This is a genomic window from Nakamurella sp. PAMC28650 (assembly GCF_014303395.1).
Classification (GTDB): Bacteria; Actinomycetota; Actinomycetes; order Mycobacteriales; family Nakamurellaceae; genus Nakamurella.
In genome coordinates this window covers 3,445,494-3,463,073 of the sequence record NZ_CP060298.1, presented here as the reverse complement: position 1 = coordinate 3,463,073, position 17,580 = coordinate 3,445,494, and the positions used below count along the sequence as shown (strand labels likewise).

The window sequence follows — 17,580 nt, the reverse complement described above, 5'->3', positions numbered from 1 at the left end:
CACACGAACGACCGTCCGCCTCCGCAGCAAGATCATCATCCAGGCAGGTCCACTGATCGAGGCTTAGGGCCCGCCCGCGAATTATTTGGGTGTGTCCGGGCGTGTCGCGGGGTGCAGGCTGTAGTTCCAGTCGCCGTGGAAGTCATGGCGGTGTAGCTGGCTGCTTTCAAGTTCTTTGATCTGGCGGTCGCTGATCTTGATTCCCCTCTCGTAGATGCCCAGGTCCAGTTCGGCGTGGACGCTGAGCCCGGTGGTGGTGGTTGTGGCTTTGATGGTTTCGATGACGACTTCGTGGGAGGTCAGGGGTCGGGCCCGCCAGCTACGGCTGATCGCGGAGAAGAGGCGATGCTCGATCTTGTTCCATTTCGAGGTGCCCGGCGGAAGGTGGCACACGGTGATCGCCAGGCCGGTTTCGGTGGCCAGCGCGGCGAGTTCGGTTTTCCACAACCGTAGCCGGGAGCCGTTGGACCCGCCGGAATCAGCGGTGATCATCAACCTTGTTGCGCTTGGATAAGTGTTGGTGCCCACAGTGTTCCACCATCGGCGGATGGATTCCACGGCGAACTGCCCGGTGTCGGCGTCGGTGCCGACGTTGATCCATCCGGTGTTCGCGGCGATGTCGTACACCCCGTACGGGGCGACCTTGCCCAGGGTTTTGTCCATGAAGTCGTGGACGCTGGTCCGGGTGGGTTCACCCTGGGGTTCCCATTCCTTGCCGCCGATGCTGAAATTCCCGATCAGCTCCTTTTTCTTGGTGTCGACGCTGATGACCGGTTCACCGGCGGCGCTGAACGCGGTGGCCTGATCGTTGAGATAGTTGAACTGGGCGTCGCGGTCGGGGTGTTGGTTGCCCTCGAGGGTCTTGGCGTTGGCTTGCAGGCTGTATCCGTTGGCCTTCAACAAGTTTCCCACTGTGGATGCCGACACCGGGTGGCCGTTGGTGGTCAGCGTGGCGGCTAGTTTCGACGTCGATTTCGTTGTCCACCGCAGCATCGACATCGGATCGCCGCGGGTCACCGGATCCACCAGGGCATCCAACGCTTCCCACAGGGTGGGGTCGGTCACCGCCGCGCTGGGCCGGCCGGCGCCGGGGCGCCGGACCCGGCCCGGGATCTGGTCGGGGTAGTCCAATTCGCGGACTCCTTGGGCCACGGTGTCCGGGTGCGCACCGATCGCCCCGGCGACCACTTTGATCCCGCCCCGGCCCAGCGCCTTGGCTTCCGAGCCGAGCAACAACCGCCAGGCCCGCTCATCCAGATGGGGTCTGATCAGCAACAACCGTGACGTGAGGACTTCCACATCGGTGGTGGGTAGGGGCATAGCACAATTCTAGCGAAAAGAACCAGTCAAACCTACGTAATTACCCGGCATGTCCTTAGGGCGTGTCCCGTGGATCGTTCTCCGTTAGATGCCTGAGCCAGATTCCGATGCTGGCGACGTCGACGGTGCCTCGGTAGACGAACTCCCGTTTGTCATACCGGGTGGCGACCGCGCGGTAGCCGCGTAGCCGGTTGAACGTCCGCTCCACGGTGTTGCGGTCCTTGTAGATTTCCTTGTCGAATTTGGGTGGCCGACCACCACGGGAACCCTTGGACAGGCGACCGTTGATCTGGTTCACCGGCTCCGGGATGGTCGCCTTGATACCCCTACGCCGCAACGACTTACGGATTCTGCCGCTGGAATACGCCTTGTCCGCCAACACCCGATCCGGTCGGGTCCTAGGCCGCCCATCACGGCCGCGCACGATCCGAATATCGGCCAGCACCGCGGTGAACGCCAACGCGTCATGCCGCTGACCAGCCGAGATGACCCGCCCCACCGGCCGACACTTCGAATCAGCCGCCATGTGGATCTTCGTCGTCACCCCGCCGCGGCTACGCCCCAAACCCTCCCGATCAACGACCGGCGGCGGCCGATCCGCAGAATTCTTGTAGTTCGATAGTGCCCCCTGTGTCTTTGAGGGCCTTGATCGGAGCCTCCAACACGACGCTGGCAAGGACGGCGGCGGGGATGTCCTTCGGCGGTTCGTGCCGGGCACCTGCCGCGTGGTGATGCGCCCGGATCACCGTCGCATCCACCCCCAACGCCCACTCACCGACATCGCCGTGATCGCAGTCCGCCCGCAGCATCGACAGCACCCGCTGCCAGGTACCGTCCCCTGACCAGCGACGATGCCGGTTGTACACCGTCTTCCAATTGCCGTAACACTCCGGGAGATCCCGCCACGCCGAACCGGACCTGGTCCGCCACAGCACCCCGTCGACGACCCTGCGGTGATCGACCCACCGACCACCCCGAATCGGGGTCCGATCCGGTAGCAAAGGCTCCAACCGGGCCCACTGCTCATCCGACAAATCATGACGATTCTGCACAAATCAGAGTCTGTCGGAACCGACCTCCAAGATCCGCGGGACACGCCCTAGTGAGCGAAACGCGCTGAGCAAGCAGGTATTCAAAATCCAATCGTAAAAGATCCCGCCTCCGGCGATCTAGGGCGTGTCTTCCAATAGTCGGTTCCAGACGATGCACGCCGAAAGCACCACTGCCGCGCGGTAGGTGATGGCGAGCTTGTCGTAGCGGGTGGCCAGCCCCCGCCACTGCTTGATCAAAGCGAAGGAACGCTCGACAACGTTGCGTTCCCGGTACATCTGGCGGTCCAGCGCAGGTGGACGGCCACCCTTGCTGCCCTTACGTTTGCGGGCGGCGATCTGGTCGCTCTTGAGCGGAATGACCACCTTGATCCCGCGGCGCTGCAGCATCCTGCGGGTGATCCCGGCGGCGTAGGCCTTGTCCGCCAGGACGGCATCGGGTCGGGTCCGTGGTCGCCCCCGACCTCGGCGCGGAACCCGGATGTCGGCCAGTACCTGTTCCAGGACGGCACCGTCGTTGCGTTGCCCACCGGTGATGACGATCGCCAGTGGCCGGCCCTTGCCATCGACCGCGTGGTGGATCTTCGTGGTCAACCCGCCCCGGGACCTGCCAATGCCGTGACCTGCAGGTTCAACATCGACCAGTGGCAGATTCTTGTAGTTCGATACTGCCCCCTGTGTCCTGCTCGGGCCGTGTCGTGTTTGTGCTGGTGGGCGCGGTTGATGGTGGCATCCACCGACACGGTCCAGTCGATCTGACCGGCAGCGTCAGCGTCGGTCAACAACGCCGCGAGCACCCGGTCCCAGGTGCCGTCTCCGGCGTACCGGCGGTGCCGCTTCCACACGGTCTGCCACGGTCCGAACACGTCCCGAGGCAAGTCCCGCCAGGGGATCCCGGCCCGGTACCGGTAGGCGATGCCTTCCACCACCCGCCGGTGCTCACCGAACGGATGACCCCGCCGGCCAACATTTGTCGGCAACAACCGCTCGATCCGTTGCCACTGCTCGTCACTGAAGACGCGGTACCGCGACGAAGGAGAACTCATTCAGTGAGCATCCCGCCACACCTACCCAACTTTTGGGAGACACGCCCTAGCTTCTGCTCAGGCAATGGCACCGTTGAAGCTCAGCTCAACTCGACACAGGCGCTCACCCCGGCCGGCGCTCCGTCAGAACCAACCCGCACGTTGCTCGTTGCCCGATTGAAGCAAGCGGTAATCAATGGACAGGGTCGGACCAATGCGCCAATCGATCGCCCTTGCACGGGTCGCGGGTGTCTGTTCACCCCACCCTGGATTCCAACCAGTGGGACCGGTCCGGCACGAGACTTTCGACGGCGTTCCAGAACTGTTCTGGAAGCTCAGTGTTCACCGATTCCAGAAGCGGCTGGATTCGTTCGGGTTTGCTGATGCCGATCACCGACATGTGGATGCGGGGGTCGCGCAGTGAGAACTGCAACGCAGCGGTCGGCAGGTCGGTCTTCCATTCGCGGCACAACGCCTCCAGCTTCAGGGCAGCGTCGACGGTGGCCTGTCGGGCCGGTCGGTATCCGTACATACGCTGACCTCGAGGGTCGGCCAGCAGTCCGCCACCCAGGTAGGCGGCATTGACCACCCCGATCCCCTCCGAGGATGCCCGATCGAACAACTCATCGGCACTGCGGTCGACGAGGATCCAACGATTGTGGTTCAGCAGCACGTCGAACACCCCCAGGTCCAGGAATCGATGCATCACGGTCACGTCGCCTCCGGCCACCCCGAGCGCGCCGATCACTCCCTCGGCCTGCAATTCGACGAGGACAGCGACAGCACCTCCGGGCGCGTCGAGTCCCTGGTCGAGCGCAAACTCCGGATCGTGCAGATAGACCAGAGGCAACCGATCGAGCCCGAGGCGCTGTCTGCTCTCCCGGATCGACTCACGTACCCGCGCACCGGAGTAGTCGCCATCCTGGCCGTCTACTTTGGTCGCGATCAGGTAGTCGGCAGGCAGTCCTCCCACTGATGAGATCGCCCGCCCTATTCGCCTTTCACTTTCCCCGGCCGAGTATCCGTTCGCGGTGTCGATGACCCTGACAGGAGACTCCAGCAGGTCGCGCACCAAGTTGATCGCCTGTTCGGCGGGCAGGTCGTGGCCGAAGACGTGCGGCATGCTGCCGATGGGGGCGCCGCCGGCGCCGACGGCGGAGACCGTCAATCCGGTTCGGCCCAGCGGTCTGAGCCAATCGGTTCGTTGGACCGTGTGCACGTCAGGCCATCGGGTAGGCCACGAACGCGAACTGAGTGCTGTCCGGTGACCAGCTGTTGACGTTGAGCGTGCCCTGCCCGCCGAAAAGTGGATAGCACTGCAGCGGCGTGCTCCAGTCGTCGGTGGCTACCACCTTCACCTGGACGTCCAAATCGCCGGGGTGGCCGAGAGTGCCCAGAGGGAAGGAGATGTAGGCCGCCGACCGGCCGTTGGGCGACAGGTGCGGGAACCAGTCCACCGATTCGCTGACCAGAAGGCGTTCGATCGCACCGCCGGCGTCCGGGATCCTGGCCAGCTGCGCATGGCCCGGCGTGCTGGTGAAACTCTCGGTGTTGAAGTAGATCCAGTCACCATCCGGCGCCCACTCTGGGCCGTCCAGGTGTCCGGCACCGGTGTCGATGCGGGACATCGAACCGCCCGACACCGAGGTAACCACCAATCTTCCGGGCCGGCCGGGCTCGGCGATTTCGACGTAGGCCAATCGTTTGCCGTCCGGGGAGACGCCGTGCAGGAAGTGCCAGGAACCGTCGTCCGGCGATACCCGCGTCACTCGGCCCCCGGTCAGCGATGCGTGGTGGATGTGTCCATCCATGGCCGAGAGGAAGACATGCTTCCCATCCGGGTCGAGAACGTGGTCGTTGTTCAGATCTGGGATCCCGTCGTATTCGATCGGCCGCAGCCCGGATTCCGGACTGTTTACGCTGAGGGCCCAGAACCGGCCGTTGCCGTTGAGGTAGAGGGTGGTGCCGTCGAGCGACCAGTTCGGCGCTTCGACCTGCATGTCCGTGGTTTCCCACAGCACAATCGAGTCCGCGTGGGCTGGGCCGCCGAGCTGTACCTGTGCCCGTTGGCCGTCGGCGAGGACGGGAAATGCCATTTCGGTTCTCCTGACGAGAGATGGGTGCCGGGCAATCAAAGCGGTTCTGGTGCATACCAGGCGGCACCGTGTACCTCGAGGTGGACCAGGAGCAGGTTGTCGCGTTTGATGCCCAGTGTCGACACCTCGTCGACGATCGCGGCCATCGTGCGCTGCTTCTGGTCGTCGTTGTAGACGTCCTGCGCCACGAGCTCGATGAAGATGATGTCCTCCCGCTGCTGGTTCGGAAAGGTCGGTGAGAAGACAAGTTCGCCCGGCTCGTGCAGCCGGAAGATCTGGAACAGATCGTCGGCGGGCATGTCGAAGCCCTTGACCATGCCGCGGAGGATGGCGCCGCTGATCTCGGGCATCTGCGGTTCCAGGGCACGGTGCATGTCGATTCGTGCGTGGGGCATGAAATTCTCCAGCTCTCTTGGGGATGGTGACTATTTCAGAGCGCCGGCCGCGAGGCCACGCTCGAAGAACCGTTGCAGACAAACGTAGGCGATCACCACCGGCAGGGCCGTCAGTACCGCGGCTGCCAGAACTTTGGTCTGGTCGTTGTTGAATTGGCCGATGAAGAACGGGTCTCCTGACGTTTTCGTGGGCCAGTTAGCGGCCTGGTAGCGGCGGGCATAACCCGCCTCTGGTAAGCATCGCCATGGCTATCAACGCTTCTGGGCTGTGAAAGCCGTAGGACCGGCGGGTCAAGGCCCGTAGGTGAGTGTTGGTGGCCTCGGACTGAGCGTTGCTCATCTGGTGGATCAGGGTGTTCCAGATCAGCTGCTGGAACCGCTTCAACGTTGCGGCCAGGGCGATGAACCCGGGCAGTTGGGAGCGGCTGGCCCAGGCGATCCACCCGGCCAACAGTTCCCGGCCGCCCTGGCCCTTGACCTGGAACACGGCCCGCAGTTGCTCCTTCAGCAGATACGCCCGATACAAATTTCGGTTGGTCTTCGCGATCGAAGCGAGGGACCCGCGTTGCTCCGGGGACAGGTCCGCGGGGTTCTTCAGCAACGCCCACCTACTACCCTTCACCGACGACGCCTGCGCGGAGCTACTGTTGCCCCGCAGCATGTTCCACGTTTGACGACGCACATTGTCCAACTCCCGGGTGGCCCACCCCACAACATGAAAAGGATCCAACCCCAACACCGCCTGCGGGGCCCGGACCGTCACTGTGTCGTGGATCCACTGCGCCCCATCGGCGGACACGTGCGTCAGCGCCGCCGCTCGGTCCGGGCCGAGCTCGTCGAAGAACCGGTGCAGCGTGTCGCTGTTGCGACCCGGCGCGGCCCACACCAACCTGCCTGAGTCCTGATCCACCACACACGTCAGATAGCGGTGTCCCTTGCGGTGGGAGATCTCATCGATACCGATCCGCTGCAGCCCCGCGAGCACGTCCCGGCCGGCCAAACCGTCGGCGACGACGTGCTCGATGATTGCGCTCACGTGCCGCCACGACGTCCGCATCAACTGCGCCACCACCGACGAAGCGGTGTGCGCCGCCAACCACGCGCACTGGTCTTCAAACGCTCGGGTTGCCCGCGCGCCGGGTCGGGCCCACGGCACCGCCGCGACGACCACCCCGTGCGTCCGGCAGTTCACCCGCGGGGCCGCAGCCTGCAGGAATACCATCGTCGACCCCCAGTCCAGCGACCGCCACCGCCGGGTTCCGCCGCCCTGGTCATAGCCCGGCCGTCTACGTCGGCATCGACTGCACCTGCTCCGGGCGCCCTTGCTCGGACGCACCGAGACGACCAGCACCTGCTGGCCGGCGGCCCCCTCCCACTCCATGTCCAGCACCTGCAGTTGCTCGACACCGAGCAGCTTTCGCCATATCGTTACACCGCGCACACCGTGCTCCTGGATAGTGACTGTTTCTAGATAATCCAGAAGCTATACCGGGCACGGTGTGTCGCCCACAACCAGGGGTCAAGACGCCCACGAGAACGTCACAAGAGCCTGAAGAACTGCGGTACCAGCGTGACCGTCTGATGATCCGGGGTTTGCAGGAAGAGCAGCGGGAGCAGAAAGCCGTTCCACGAGCTGATGAACACCAGCACCACGATGGCGGCCATGATCGGACGCGTCAGCGGGACGATGATGTGCCGAAATGTCTGCCAGTTGTTGGCGCCGTCCACTCTGGCCGCCTCGACCAGCGCGTCGGGGATGCCGTCGACGAAGTTTCGAGACAACAGTACGCAGAAGGGAATCTGCAACGCAGCTGCGGGGACGATGACGGCCCAGAGGGTGTCGTAGGCACCGACACTGGTGACCGTCGCGAACAACGGGGCGAGCAGCACCACCTCAGGAAGGGTGAGCGCGGCGAGCAGCATCCAGAAGTAGAACTCCTTGCCGCGGATGTGCAGCTTGGAAAATCCATAGGCGGCGGTCAGGGTGCAGACAAGCACAATCGCGATGACTGCCGCCGAGATGAGAACGCTGTTGAGGAAGAAGCGGGGCAGCACCCCGAGCGCCAGCACGGTCTGGTAGTTGCCCCAGCCGAGTCCCGCCAACGAACCCCGCACCATCGCCACCAGCGGGAACACGAACGGCACCACCAAGACGGTCAGGAGCAGCTGCAGTCCTACTCTGGAGTACCAGGAACGAACCTCGATCACGTTCAGCTCTTCCTCTCGCGGCCTGCGACGTTCAGGATGACCGCGGTACCCAGTGCGAGAACCAGCAGCACGATGGAGATGGCAGCGCCGTAGCCGACCTGGGAGAGCGCGACGCTGACCCGATAGATCTGGGTGCCGAGGAACTCGGTGCCGTAGGACGGCCCACCCTGGGTGATCAGGAAAGGCCAGTCGAAGGTCTTCAACGACCCGATCGCGGTAAGGATGGCGATGGCCAACGTCGTTCCTCTGACCCCGGGCCAGATGATCGTTCGGATCATCGTGATGTTGCCAGCCCCGTCGAGGCGGGCAGCTTCCATCACCTCAGGCTGGATCTGGCTCATCGACGCGTAGTAGAGGACGAAGACGACACCGGTCGATTGCCATACGGCGACCGCGACGATGACCATCAGTGCGGTGTCCGGACTGGCGAGCCACGCGTAGGCAAAGTGCCCAAGGCCCAGGCTGCGCAGTACCCCGTTGAACTGGCCGTCGGGGGCGAAGATCTGCCGGAAAACCGGTGCCATGGTGGCCGGCGCCAGCACGACGGGGAGAAAGATGAAAACCTTGTAGACCACCCTTAGGCCCACCCTGGAGTGCAGGATCACTGCGAACAGCAGGCCGAGCGCGACCTGCAGGATGAAGGTGGCGACGAAGAAGACCGCCGTGTGCTGGATGGCTTTCCAGAACACCGGGTCGGCGAACAGTTGCGTGTAGTTGTGCGCCCCCACGGCGAGCCGGTCGGGGCTGGCGCCGTCCCAGTTCAGCGTCGAGATGTACCCGGTGTAGCCGATGCAGTAGTACAGCACCCCCACGGACACGATCATCGCCGGAAAGATCCAGGGCCATCCGAATCGGCGGTCGAACCGCCCACCGCCGCGGCGTGTCACACCGGCAGAGCCTCCGTGACTCCGCCGGCTGACCCGTTCCACCTCGGCCTTCGCGCCGATATTAGTTTCGGTGCCGCTCATTTCACGGTGGGGTTGGCGTCGAACACCTGCTGTACCGCTGCCGCAGCTGCCGCCGGACTTTCCTGGCCGCCCAGGACGCCCTGGTCGGCGTCGATGATGGCCTGGAATTTCACCGCGGGCAGGTTCGCGTCGCGGATTTCGGTGGCGGCCGACACCTTGCTCGCCAGATTTTTCAAGGCCGGGATCTGCACGGTGGGATTCACCACCTTGATCGAGGCCCAGTTGGCCTGGACACCGTTCAAGGAGGCGATCTCGTCGACGTTGTCGGTCACGACCTGCTGGCCCTGCTTGGTCCCGCCCAGCCACAACGCGAAGGTGGTCGCAGCGTTCAGGACCTTGGACTTGCTGTTGACCGCCTGCGCCGCATCAGGATCGGCGAAGATCGTGCTGGGATTGCCCTTACCCGCCACGTCAGGAAATGACGCCGGTACGATGGTGATCTTCGGCGTGCTGGCCGGCACACCCGCACCGGCCAACGCCGCCGTCAGGCTGTTGTCCGTCGCGTACTGCGAGTACCAGAAACCCATTTGAATCATGGGGACCTTACCGGTGAGGAAGGCGTTGTTCACGTCCGGATACTGCTGCACGCCGACTCCGCCTGCGTCCAGGATGCCCTCGTCGGACATCTTCTTGAAGATCGTCCACGCCGTCACCAGACCGGGATCGGTCCACTTCTTCTGACCCGAGGCGGCCGCGGCCCACAATCCCGGCTGAACACTGTCCGCTATCGAATGCAACGTGTCGACATCGAACCCGCTACCGCCGATGCCCTCCTTGAAACAACCGAGGCCCTTCGACCGAAAGGTCGCACAGACCTTCACCCATTCGGCCAGCGTCGTCGGCACCGACAGCCCGTACTTGTCGAACAGGTCCTTGTTGATCCAGACGTTCCCCGCGCCCTGCTTGGCCCACGGGGACCCGGCGAGCTTCCCGTTGACGGTGAAGTCGGTCACCGCTGTCGGGTAGATCTTCGATTTCCAGTCACTGCCCAGGAGTTTGGAAATGGCCGGAGCGAGATCCTGGGCGTAGGGCGCGAAAACCGACACAGGGCCGGTCGCACCGGCGGCTGCCACGGTGAACACATCCGGCCCGACGGAGGAGGCCAGCGCGGGCCGCAGCACACCGCTGTAGTCGGCATTGGGCACTTTCTTGTAGGGTCTCCTGACGTTTTCGTGGGTGGTTTAGCGTCCGGGAAGCGGCGGGCATAACCCGCCGCGGGTGAGCATTGCCATGGCTATCAACGCTTCTGGGCTGTGAAAGCCGTACGACCTGCGGGTCAAGGCCCGTAGGTGGGTGTTGGTGGCCTCGGATTGGGCGTTGCTCATGTGGTGGATCAGGGTGTTCCAAATCAGCTGCTGGAACCGCTTCAACGTTGCGGCCAGGGCGATGAAGCCGGGGAGTTGGGAGCGGCGGGCCCAGGCGATCCAGCCGGCCAGCAGTTCACGGCCGGCCTGGCCCTTGACCTGGAACACCGCGCGCAGTTGCTCCTTCAGCAGATACGCCCGATACAGATGCCGGTTGGTCTGGGCGATCGAAGCGACCGACCCGCGTTGCTCCGGGGACAGGTCCGCCGGGTTTTTCAGCAATGCCCAGCGGCTGCCCTTCACCGACGACGCCTGCGCAGAGCTACTGTTACCCCGCAGCGTGTTCCACGTCTGACGACGGACCTTGTCCAACTCCTGGGTGGCCCACCCCACGATATGAAACGGATCCAATCCCAGCACCGCCTGCGGCGCGCGGGCCGTCACGGTGTCGTGGATCCACTGCGCCCCGTCGGCCGAGACGTGCGTCAACGCCGCCGCCCGTTCTGGGCCGAGTTGGTCGAAGAACCGACCCAGGGTGTCGCTGTTGCGGCCCGGTGCGGCCCACACCAATCTGCCGGAGTCTTGATCGACCACGCACGTCAGATACCGCTGGCCTTTGCGGTGGGAGATTTCATCGATGCCGATCCGCTGCAGCCCCGCGAGCACGTCCCGGCCGGCCAAACCGTCGGCGACGACGTGCTCGATGATTGCGCTCACGTGCCGCCACGACGTCCGCATCAACTGCGCCACCACCGACGAAGCGGTGTGCGCCGCCAACCACGCGCACTGGTCTTCAAACGCTCGGGTTGCCCGCGCGCCGGGTCGGGCCCACGGCACCGCCGCGACGACCACCCCGTGCGTCCGGCAGTTCACCCGCGGAGCCGCAGCCTGCAGGAATACCATCGTCGACCCCCAGTCCAGCGACCGCCACCGCCGGGTTCCGCCGCCCTGGTCATAGCCCGGCCGTCTACGCCGGCATCGACTGCACCTACTCCGGGCGCCCTTCGTCGCACGCACCGAAACGACCAGCACCTGCCGGTCGTCGGCCTCCTCCCACGCCACATCGCACACCTGCAGTTGCTCGACACCGAGCAGCTTTCGCCATATCGTTACACCGCGCACACCGTGCTCCTGGATAGTGACTGACCCTAGATAAGCCAGAACCTATACGCAGCCCGGTGTGTCGCCCACAACCAGGGGTCAAACCACCCACGAGAACGTCACAAGAGCCTTCTTGTAGGTGACCTTGATGTTCGGGTACTGCTGGTTGAACGCTGCAATCTCTCGCGCCGCAAGGTCGTTGTCCGGAGTCCAACTCCACCACACGACGTTTCCAGCCGTCGCCGATCCACCGTCGCCGGCGGTCGTGGAAGAACTTCCGCACCCGCTCAACGCCAGCGTGCCTCCTAGAGCAATACCGGTGATGGCGGCGATCAGACGCACCGATAGTCCCTGTCTGCGAAACACCTTTGTTCCTCCAACTCGAAGCACCGAACCCGAGCGAGAAACACTCCGCCGAGGGAGCGCCGGCAGCGGCGCCTGCACGGAGCATAAGGAGCGCACACCAACAAAGCAATAGCTACTTTGGGAAAGTTCTCGTTCCGTAGAACGCCATCCTCCACGAAGCCGAGGTCACATCCGATTCGACAGATGATGAGGTGTGAGGCTGCTGTGGAACACCACTGAAGCTGCCCCCATGGCGGCGACGTCGGGCCCCGTCCGACCCAATTGCACAGCAACCGGGTGGACCCGTCGAGAGAACGCCGCCCGGTCCACCGCAGTCTGGAGCTCCGCCCGGTACCGCTCGCCGGCCGGGGCAAAACCGGGCCCAGTGAGCTGGATCAGGTCCAGATCCAGCGCGTTGACCACCCCGAGGAGGGCCGTAGCCACTCGTCGCGCGGACAGATCGATGAGCGCCTCGGCCTGCGGAACGCCGTCGGCGAGACCTTTGAGCACTCGGGCGTACACGGCCGCCTCGTCGCGGGCCTCACCGCCATCGAACAGGGCGAACAATTCCGGGTCGGCGCGGACCTGCAGCACGATTCCCTTCGGGGGCCCCACCGTTTCCAGGCAACCCCTGGACCCGCACCAACATTCGAGCCCAGCGGGCTCGACGACGATGTGCCCGATCTCGCCGGCGTTGTCAGAGGCGCCGCGGAAGATCGCCCCGGCGATCACGATCCCGGCCCCGATGCCGGTGGACATGTAGACGGTCACGAAATCTCGCGGCGCGTCGTTTCCGCCGGCCCAGAATGCGCCCAGCGCCACGCAGTTTGCGTCGTTCTCCACGATGACCACCAGTCCGCAACGGGATCGGAGTTCGGCAGCAATGTCGAAGGCTTCCCAGACGTCCTTCATCTCCTCGTAGGCCCCCCAGCCCAGCGAGCCCCGCCGACGGCCGGTGGAGGCAACCCCTACCCCCACCACGGAGTCCCGTGTCAGCCCGCGACGGGCCAAGAGTTGCTGGATGGATTTGGCCACCCGCGTCATCACGTCGGGTGGCGGCTCGGACCCATGGCCTGGCAGGTCGACCCGTTCGATCAGCTTCCCGTTCAACCCGCACAATGCAATGACAACCCGCGCACTGTCCAGGGAAACACCGACCGAATACAACACTCCGGTGTTCAGCCTGAACAGCGTCGGGGGCTTGCCACCGGTGGACTGGCCTCTGCCGGCCTCGATGATGACCCCTTCGGACAGGAGCTCCTTCACAATCTTGGCGATCGTGACCTCGGTGAGCGAGGACCGCAGCGACAGCTCTGTCCGAGAAACGGTCTCGCTCGATCTGATGAGGTCGAGTACAGCGCTGCGGGTCTCTGCATACGATCGACCCCTGAGGCGGCGCGGCGCGTGATCCGTCATAGTGCTTCGCAAACTACACCGACCGTGAAATGCAGCGCAGCGAGCAATCGGCGTTGGACGCCTGCACCAGAGCCGCCCCCCACTCAGTTCGTCGGAATGAACCTTGAATTCAGCACCGGGTGCAGTCCGAGATTGGCGTCGGCGGATAGGTAGGGCGACCCAGAGTCATTGGCCAGGTCGAAGTGGTTGACCAAGCGGTCATCAGCCGGCCCGCAGCAAAGCCCGCCCGGTTACGGTTCCTCGCGCGTCGTCGAGGGAGAAAAATTACACTCAGGCAGGCCGCTAGCTGTCCTGAAGTCCCATCCGGTCGCGGCGGTAGGCACGGAGAGCATCCCCGAGGGAGCCGGCCAGTCGCGCGGCGGACTCTGCGTCGACCAGTTCCACACGGTAGGAGCGTCGCCCCGAGGTCGGGACGGAGACGTCGGTCCCGGCCGCGCCGTCCACCGCGACACCAGGTTCCAGGTGCCCGTAGGGCAGCGTGAACACCTCCCAGTTCGGGCGAAAGCCCCCTGAGGTGCGGGCGGCCACCATCTTGCGATCCGTCACCAGCACCACGGCCGCGCCCTGCAGCAACACCCTGCCCTCGGCCTCGCCGACGACCTCCGCCGGTTGCCGGAGCACCACCACCTCGTCCTGTTCCAGGTACCGGACCAGGGCCGCCCGCTCACCCTTGGCCACCTTCGCCCGGCCAACGACGTCGTCGTATCCGTCGGCTCCACCTCGCTGCGCCACCATGATCGCCCCGCATCCGAGACCGGGTATCGGCACCCGGCTCCCATCCGTCCTACACCACCCCCGTCCTACACCACCTCTGTCCCCAACCGCCTTGTGCTTCACCAGCGTCGTTGCCGGAGCACAGCGACCTAGTAGTGGTTCAGGCTCATCACGGAGGAACTGCTGGAGTCGTCGAACCATTGCGGGGCGGTCCCGGCCAGGCCCAGAACGCTGACGGCGATCACCGCCGCGACGGTGAGGCCACGGACATGGGTCGAGACGGGAGGGCGCCGATGGTGAAGGCGGCGCGCCGACCCGCGGAGTGCGAGGGCCGCCACGAGCGTGCCGAGCTCCAACGCAACGGCAGCGCAGTCCGGCAGGCCGATGGGCTCGGGGATACCGGCCCCGGGGCCGAACGGCAGTCCACTGGTGCGGGACCACGACCACAAAAGGACCGGGCCGATCGACACGGCGACCGCGGCCAACAGGACTCCCCGACGGCCGGTCGTCCGGAGCAGGGCGACGGCGATGACGACCTCCGCCGCGGTCAGGACGATGAAGAACACGCCCGCCCCAGTCCATTCGGTCAGATGGTCGGGGACGACGGCGGCGTGGATGGCTGCGCTCCCGGCCAACCCTGTCACCAGCAGCAACCTGCGGGTGTCGACCATTCCTGCGTTTCCAATCAGACCACCCGCCCTGGAGCGCTGCCGGCCGGGTTCGAGCCGGCCGCCGGCCAGGGCGACCAGCCAGCCCACCAGCACCAGATTCGTGACCAGCACCAGCCCGCCGCCGTACAGCACGGCCGTGACCTGTGCGACAAGGGTCGCGTGCTGGGCCTGCGTCAGACAGCTGCCGATGCACAGGCCGTGCATCGAGTTCATCATCGACATCTGCGCCGACTCGAGGTGGTAGTCGTAGGCGGTGCTGGCTGCGATGAGCGCGGTTCCGACCAGCGTGCCCGCCGCCACGACCACCGACGATGTCGCCAGGACCTTCGACCGCCCTGGTTGTCCAGGGCGCCGGCGTCGCAGTGCCAGCGTGAGTGCACCGAGAACCGCCAGGACATACAGGGGCAGGACGACGGTCGATTCCCGCCACCAGCTCGCGAACGGGGCCTGGGTGCGCTCGATCGCTCCGACGGCGCCCCGGACGGTCATCATCCAGAATCCGTCCCCGTAGGCCATGGCCGCCGCCATGGGCAGGACGGTCCACCATGGAACCACCGACTGGCCGGGGCTCGTGTCGGGGCGGCCCTGGGCATCGGGCCCGCGCAGGTGGACCGTCATCGGGCCCTCTGCGGTCACGGCGTGATCTCCCAGCCGAACATCATGGCGTGATCTTCGTGGGCGAGGTTGTGACAGTGCGCCACGTACGGCCCCACGAAGTCCCGGAACCCCCGATAGACGATCACCGACTCACCGGGATCCAGCGCCACCAGGTCCTCGCGGGAGACGTCGTCGGGGTGCGACGGGTCTCCGCGGGTGACGTCCTTGTTGTTGCGCATGACGGTGCGGTGCTCCTCCATGTGGAGGTGGAACGGGTGCACCCATCCGCCGCCACCGTTACGGATCTCCCACAGGTTGAAGCTGTTCTTCTTCTGCTGGGCCAGTGGGGTCAGGCCGGCCTTGTTCTTCAGGCTCGTGGCATCCACCGCCGGGTTGAACGGCGAGCCGTTGATGAGCCACTCGATCTCACCGCCGGCGCTGCCCCGTTCGACCTCGAAGATCAGTCGGTTGTCCAGCAGGGTCTGCCAGTTGCTCGGAAGCGTCGGGATCGGCCGCATGGTGGTGGGGATCTGGCTGTCGTCGGGTGCGGTGTCACCGATGATGAATTTCAGCACCGGGACCTTGTAGCTCGGATCGGGGGCGAAGCGGGACGAATTGGCCCACATCCGCCCGTTGGGCATCTTCATCACGTCGGTCAGGTAGATGACGTCACCCTTGACGGTCGGCGTGCCGTCCTGATAGCGGGTGAAATCGATGATGACCTCGCGACGTTTGGCCGGCCACAGCTCGAAGGAGTCGCGTTTGATGGGAAACGGCAACAGGCCACCGTCGGAGGCGATCTGGGTGAACTGCATGCACTGCTGGCCATCCGGAATCCGGTACTGGCCCTCCATCTCGTCGCCCTGGTAGCCGAGGGACGCCGAGGATTTCGGGCCCTGCGTGGAACTCATCAACTGCCATTCGTAGATCCTGGAGACCGAGGCGTCCAGGAATCGGAACCGATACTTGCGGCGCTTGACCTCCAGAACGGGGTAGGCCGTGCCGTTGACGGTGAAGATGTCCCCGACGAAACCATGATTGGGGAAATGCTTGAAGAACGTCTTGCCCCACCATTCGGGATGGGTGGCCGGATTCTTCGCGGCCGGGAATTCACCCATGGTGTCGTGGATGTCCTTGTGGATCGTCACCCCGTCGTCCAACCGGCAGTCGAAGAAGACCAGTGGGATGTCGTAGGCGACGTCGAACGATCCGTCGGCGTTGTCGGTTCGGACCCCCGGCAGCCGCAGGCCCTGGCGCTCGTCTCCCATGTCGAAACCACCCGGCAGGCCCGGATAGACCTTCGGGTCGTAGATCGGATAGAGCCCCACCAACCCCTTGTAGACGTTCGAGCCCGTGTGATCCATCCGGTGGTCGTGGAACCAGAAGAAGCTCTGCTTCTCCCGGTCGTCGCCCCCGGCCGGCCAGTTGAGGTAGAGGTTGTCGCAGAAGGTCTTCGGGAGGTAGCCGGGGTACTTCGGTCCGTAGTTCATCGAGTAGTGCGGATTCCCGTCGCTCTCCGGCGCGGTGTGTCCGTTGTGCAGGTGGATCAGCGCCGACCAATCGGGGGCACCGAAATCCTGGCGGTCCAGGTTCAGCGGATTCTCGTCCAGGTGGTTCTCGAACCGGACCAGAGCCGGTCGACCGTATTCGGCATTGATCATCGGCCCGGGAAAGGTCCCGTTGAAACCGTAGATCGTGCTCAGGGGCAAGGACCGCGGGGTGCCGGCGGCCACGCTCTTGCCCGAGGCGTCGAACGACAGGGTCGGTCGGCCCTTCGGGTCGATGGGCAGCACCGTGGACGTCGTGAAAGCGTGCGTCGCAACCTGATGCTTGATCTGGTAGACCACCGGGTCCGGATACCCGATCTGGCCGGGCCAGATCTGGTGGCGTTCGTTCCCCATCGAGTTCTGCTGGCCGATACCGGGTCCCGGCAGTTGAGCCCAGCTCGTGTAGGCCGAAGAAGGCTGCGGGGCCAGAGCTTTCGGGATCACCAGGGCGTCGTTGAACGGAGTGAGGATCAGCGGACTGGTCGGGAACGCCTCGAGGTAGATCAAGTCGTCCAGGGCCGTCGAGGCGGCAGCGAATACCCCATCGGGCGACAGCAGGCCCTGCTGCGCCAGATACGGTTCGACCCAGGCCCGGCCGGCGGTGATGGCGACACCGGCCACGCCGACCGCCCCGAGTCTGAGAAATGTCCGACGGCCCAGCTCGGGCCGGTCCGGTGACTCCTCCCCGACCGCCACCGATCGCCAGTCGACGGGAACGATCAACCGGGTCGACGGACCAGCGTCGGCAGTGGCCGAGGCCGAGGCGTCTTCATCCGGGTGGGCCGGTGCTGACATGGGGGGACCCTTCATCTGATCGGCGGACA

The 17,580-nt window shown here is 65.0% G+C and carries 15 protein-coding genes and 1 pseudogene; all 16 read right to left on the bottom strand.

Annotated features, from left to right (window positions below; translation table 11 throughout):
• Positions 1-108: 108 nt before the first annotated feature.
• A pseudogene (locus H7F38_RS15720) lies at positions 109-1,320 on the bottom strand (ISAzo13 family transposase); the annotation flags it as partial.
• 55 nt (positions 1,321-1,375) lie between these two features.
• Positions 1,376-2,372 (bottom strand): IS5 family transposase gene (locus tag H7F38_RS26690; protein WP_370531250.1). Its coding sequence is split into 2 segments (ribosomal slippage): positions 1,376-1,969 and positions 1,971-2,372, totalling 996 coding nucleotides; the frame shifts between segments, so codons are not numbered across the junction.
• A 117-nt stretch (positions 2,373-2,489) separates the two neighbouring features.
• A protein-coding gene (locus tag H7F38_RS15705; RefSeq protein ID WP_370531257.1) for an IS5 family transposase occupies positions 2,490-3,415 on the bottom strand; the annotation gives its coding sequence in 2 pieces (ribosomal slippage) (positions 2,490-3,047 and positions 3,050-3,415; 924 coding nt in all).
• Positions 3,416-3,650: 235 nt separating this feature from the next.
• The gene (locus H7F38_RS15700) at positions 3,651-4,562 is read right to left on the bottom strand and encodes an aldo/keto reductase (RefSeq protein ID WP_222618110.1); all 912 of its coding nucleotides are present in this window, start codon (positions 4,560-4,562) and stop codon (positions 3,651-3,653) included.
• Positions 4,563-4,614: 52 nt separating this feature from the next.
• Positions 4,615-5,490 carry a PD40 domain-containing protein gene (locus tag H7F38_RS15695; protein ID WP_187090734.1) on the bottom strand — a complete coding sequence of 292 codons (876 nt, stop codon included), beginning with the start codon at positions 5,488-5,490 and terminating at the stop codon, positions 4,615-4,617.
• A gap of 35 nt (positions 5,491-5,525) precedes the next feature.
• Positions 5,526-5,885 (bottom strand): tautomerase family protein, encoded by a 360-nt coding sequence (locus tag H7F38_RS15690; RefSeq protein WP_187090733.1) that lies wholly within the window; start codon positions 5,883-5,885, stop codon positions 5,526-5,528.
• 196 nt (positions 5,886-6,081) lie between these two features.
• Positions 6,082-7,326, bottom strand: a complete 1,245-nt coding sequence (locus tag H7F38_RS15685; RefSeq protein WP_187090732.1) for an ISL3 family transposase — start codon at positions 7,324-7,326, stop codon at positions 6,082-6,084.
• A gap of 98 nt (positions 7,327-7,424) precedes the next feature.
• Positions 7,425-8,093: a carbohydrate ABC transporter permease gene (locus H7F38_RS15680; protein WP_187090731.1), complete on the bottom strand. Its 669-nt coding sequence runs from the start codon at positions 8,091-8,093 to the stop codon at positions 7,425-7,427.
• Between the two features lie 2 nt (positions 8,094-8,095).
• Positions 8,096-9,061: a carbohydrate ABC transporter permease gene (locus H7F38_RS15675; RefSeq protein WP_187090730.1), complete on the bottom strand. Its 966-nt coding sequence runs from the start codon at positions 9,059-9,061 to the stop codon at positions 8,096-8,098.
• A complete protein-coding gene (locus tag H7F38_RS15670; protein WP_187090729.1) occupies positions 9,058-10,206 on the bottom strand; it encodes an ABC transporter substrate-binding protein in 1,149 nt (382 codons plus the stop codon). Before H7F38_RS15670 ends, H7F38_RS15675 begins: the two co-directional genes overlap by 4 nt.
• A 36-nt stretch (positions 10,207-10,242) precedes the next feature.
• Positions 10,243-11,487 (bottom strand): ISL3 family transposase, encoded by a 1,245-nt coding sequence (locus tag H7F38_RS15665; RefSeq protein ID WP_187090728.1) that lies wholly within the window; start codon positions 11,485-11,487, stop codon positions 10,243-10,245.
• A 78-nt stretch (positions 11,488-11,565) separates the two neighbouring features.
• Positions 11,566-11,808 carry a hypothetical protein gene (locus tag H7F38_RS15660; protein ID WP_187090727.1) on the bottom strand — a complete coding sequence of 81 codons (243 nt, stop codon included), beginning with the start codon at positions 11,806-11,808 and terminating at the stop codon, positions 11,566-11,568.
• Between the two features lie 189 nt (positions 11,809-11,997).
• Entirely contained in the window at positions 11,998-13,077 is a 1,080-nt protein-coding gene (locus H7F38_RS15655) for an ROK family protein (RefSeq protein ID WP_187090726.1), read from the bottom strand.
• Between the two features lie 432 nt (positions 13,078-13,509).
• Entirely contained in the window at positions 13,510-13,995 is a 486-nt protein-coding gene (locus tag H7F38_RS15650; protein WP_187090725.1) for a hypothetical protein, read from the bottom strand.
• A gap of 95 nt (positions 13,996-14,090) precedes the next feature.
• Positions 14,091-15,248 (bottom strand): hypothetical protein, encoded by a 1,158-nt coding sequence (locus H7F38_RS15645; protein ID WP_187090724.1) that lies wholly within the window; start codon positions 15,246-15,248, stop codon positions 14,091-14,093.
• The gene (locus H7F38_RS15640; RefSeq protein ID WP_187090723.1) at positions 15,245-17,551 is read right to left on the bottom strand and encodes a multicopper oxidase family protein; all 2,307 of its coding nucleotides are present in this window, start codon (positions 17,549-17,551) and stop codon (positions 15,245-15,247) included. The genes H7F38_RS15645 and H7F38_RS15640 overlap by 4 nt, the downstream gene beginning before the upstream one ends.
• Between the last annotated feature and the right edge of the window lie 29 nt (positions 17,552-17,580).